Source organism: SAR324 cluster bacterium (assembly GCA_029245725.1).
Classification (GTDB): Bacteria; SAR324; SAR324; order SAR324; family NAC60-12; genus JCVI-SCAAA005.
Genome location: JAQWOT010000212.1, coordinates 1 through 3,053 on the forward strand (window position 1 = coordinate 1; position 3,053 = coordinate 3,053).

General features: G+C 44.5%; 2 protein-coding genes and 1 pseudogene. 2 read left to right on the plus strand and 1 reads right to left on the minus strand.

Annotation, left to right across the window (positions count from 1 at the left end; all coding sequences use genetic code 11):
- Nucleotides 1-163: 163 nt before the first annotated feature.
- Nucleotides 164-436, minus strand: coding sequence for a hypothetical protein (locus tag P8O70_11440; protein ID MDG2197484.1), 273 nt, complete (start codon nucleotides 434-436; stop codon nucleotides 164-166).
- Between P8O70_11440 and P8O70_11445 the strand changes: the two are divergent.
- Nucleotides 436-2,472, plus strand: a pseudogene (locus tag P8O70_11445) (ABC transporter substrate-binding protein). The gene P8O70_11440 and the pseudogene P8O70_11445 overlap by 1 nt on opposite strands.
- 84 nt (nucleotides 2,473-2,556) lie before the next feature.
- Nucleotides 2,557-3,048, plus strand: a complete 492-nt coding sequence (locus P8O70_11450) for a hypothetical protein (GenBank protein ID MDG2197485.1) — start codon at nucleotides 2,557-2,559, stop codon at nucleotides 3,046-3,048.
- The last annotated feature ends 5 nt before the right edge of the window (nucleotides 3,049-3,053 follow it).

The window sequence follows — 3,053 nt, forward strand, 5'->3', positions numbered from 1 at the left end:
GTAACTCGGTAAAAGCTGGATAATGCAGTGGAGACAATCCTGAGGCCAACATAAGGCCTAATAGCCAACTACAAGGCTGTGCATTCGTGCGAAACATTTGTAGTTGGCAATTTACCAACCCACTATTGTGAAATTCGTTAGGAAAGAGTGTTTGTAGATCTGATCATGAACAGATGATGATCTGTTTGGCGTACCACCGTTCTCCATTCGCAATCAAATGACCAGATTCAACAGCTTTCACTGTCATTGAATTTTTGAAATTGACACCACAGTCCTCTAGCCAAAGAGAAATCTTTTGGATTGCATCCTGGGGATCAACACATATTTCTGATTCACTCCAAAGAGCAACAAGCAACCCTTCTTGAACCAAACCAGGACTTTTCTTCAGAGCCTCTTTTGGAGTTAGCAGAAGCAGTCCATCCGAGAGGTCCCCCAATGAAGAAATTCATCCTTCTTGGACTGGCTGTTGCGGCTTGTGCAACCACCGCTTCTGCCAATTGTCCGACTGTTTTAGCTGATGCAGCCATAGGTAAGTATCCAAATCAGTATGATTTGCAGGAATTTGAAACTGCGCACAACTGTAAGCTTAATTTTTCAGGAAATCCTGATGCAGCTACACTGAATAAGCAAATTGCTGGTAATCCAGGATTGCCTAGCATTAATCAGAGGCTTCCCAGCGAACCGCTTGTGATTGCGCCATACCAAAAAATTGGTAAACATGGGGGCGTTTTTAATGGAATCTCAAAAGCTACAGAAGCGGGAACTTCTGACCTACTTTCTGTGTGACATGTGAATTTGGTTCGCTTTTCTGATGACCTCGCTACAATCGTTCCAAATGTTGCGAAAAGTTGGGACTGGAATGCTGATTTTACAGAAGTGACCTTCACTCTCCGCGAGGGTCACACATGGTCTGATGGTCAGCCATTCACTGCTGAGGATGTAGCATTCTGGTACAATGGAGTTGTGATGGATAAAAATATCATTGAATCTCCTGCAGACCGTTTCCTTTCAGATGGCAAGCCAATGAAAGTGGAGGCAATCAGCGCTTCCAAAGTTCGCTTTACCCTCAACGCACCAAAGCCAGGTTTGAACGCCCAATTCGCAACGGACTTTGCTCAGCCATTCCAACCAGCTCACTTATTGGGTAAGTTCCATCCATCCATGAACAAGGACGCAAACCAGCTGGCTCAGTCATTGGGTTTCAAGGATGGCTATGAAGTAATCAATTTTTACTATGGCCAATCCGATTGGAAAGACGTCCCTCAGCCTTTGCTGAAGGATGCAGCGAAAACCAACAAATTGGTTGAAGCTGGCTTCACAGCTTTGGCTCCAACTCTTGAATCATTCATCGTTGTAGAAGATACACTTGATGGGCGACGGCTTGTTGCCAATCCATACTTCTTCATGGTTGATTCACAAGGAAATCAACTCCCTTACATTAACGAAATCAATGAAGTCTACATTGGAAACGAAGACGTTCAAACAGCAAAAATGGTTGCTGGAGAAGTAACCTATAAACTTCAGTCTGTAAATCTTCCATCGGCTCCAGTTCTGCTTCAAAATGCAGAGAAAGGAAATTATTCGGTTGAGCTTCGCCCCACAGTTGGAATGGCAGTTTTTGCTTTCAATTTAACTACTCAAGATGAGGCAAAACGTGCGGTCTTTAATGATCTCAACTTCCGAAGAGCCATGAGCAACGCTACCAACCGTGACCAGATCAACGAGATTGCTTATTTTGGTTTGGGAACCCCCCTTCAGTACACTGCCTTTGATGCTGACACAGCTTCATTCGTTTCAGATAAGCATCGGAATGCTTATATCAAATTTGATCCAGTTGAGGCTGGTAAACTTTTAGATGCTGCAAACGTAAAGGATCAAGATGGTGACGGAGATCGTAACTTACCAAACGGTCAAGAGTTACGATTGAACATCCAGTTTGCAACCCAAGACGTCGCGGTTGACGTGGTAGAGATTATCGCCCAAAATTGGTCTAATGTTGGTGTAACGACCACCATCAAAGAGGTCACCTCCGACGAGTACCGTGCCTCTCAATCAGCTAACGAACTGGATGTGCACGTTTGGACAAAGGGGGAACCTTTAGCATTCTTCTTAGGTAACACAGAGTTATTGGTAACGCCTGATAATGATTACTTTGTTCGCAATGCAATGCTGTGGGATCAATACCTAAATACTGATGGCAAGGAAGGTGTGAAACCTCCTCAAACCGTCTACGAGATGCAGAAGCTCGCCCGAGAGTTTACGACTGTTGAAGCGGGCACAGACCGATCAAATGAATTGGGTCGCCAGATTGTTCAGCGTGTTGTTGATGACCTCTTTTTCATTGGCACTGTAAAAGCCGTATCTCCAATATATTTCAGTAATAATTTTAGTAATTTCAAAGTATTTCTGACTGCTTCTTTCTCTTACTACCGGACATTTCCATATCTTCCACCTCTATGGAGCTTAAACTAACTCTCACCTGAACTTATGCGGTCTGCATTCTGAGGAGTGCAGACCATCCTCCAAATATCTTTTCTCTTTGGCCATTAAGTCAGCATGAGTTTTCTAGCAGAGACCTGGCTTTTCTGGTCACTCTTTTTTCTTGGACTGGTTCTCTTCCGGCAGGCGTTGCGTTCGTTAGTTGGCCAGTTTCTGTTCGAAAGATTTCTACTCGCACTCTTTACCCTTCTCTTAGTTTCGATTGTCATTTTTGCCCTGATGGAGGTGGTTACTGGCGACTGTGCTACTCGCATGATTGCCTATAAGAACACCCAAGGAATAGTCATTACAGATGCAGATATTAAAGCAGAACGTAAGTTGCACGGACTTGACGGTGCTGTTTACGAACGCTGGGGAGAGTGGGTCTATGGACTGGTCACCGAGGGAGATCTGGGATTTTCATGTGAAAAAAGAGCACCGGTACAACAAGTTAGGGAATCGCTTCCTCATTTCTTTAGCTGTCTGTGGACTGGGATTGCTGTTTGCCTACTCCTTGGCTCTGCCACTGGGGGTGATTTCTGCGATCATCATGACCCAACCCTTGGTTGATCATG

Bases quoted from the DNA above. Each gene is read 5' to 3' on its own strand.
- P8O70_11450 (MDG2197485.1), top strand. From the start codon at position 2,557: ATGAGTTTTCTAGCAGAGACCTGGCTTTTCTGGTCACTCTTTTTTCTT.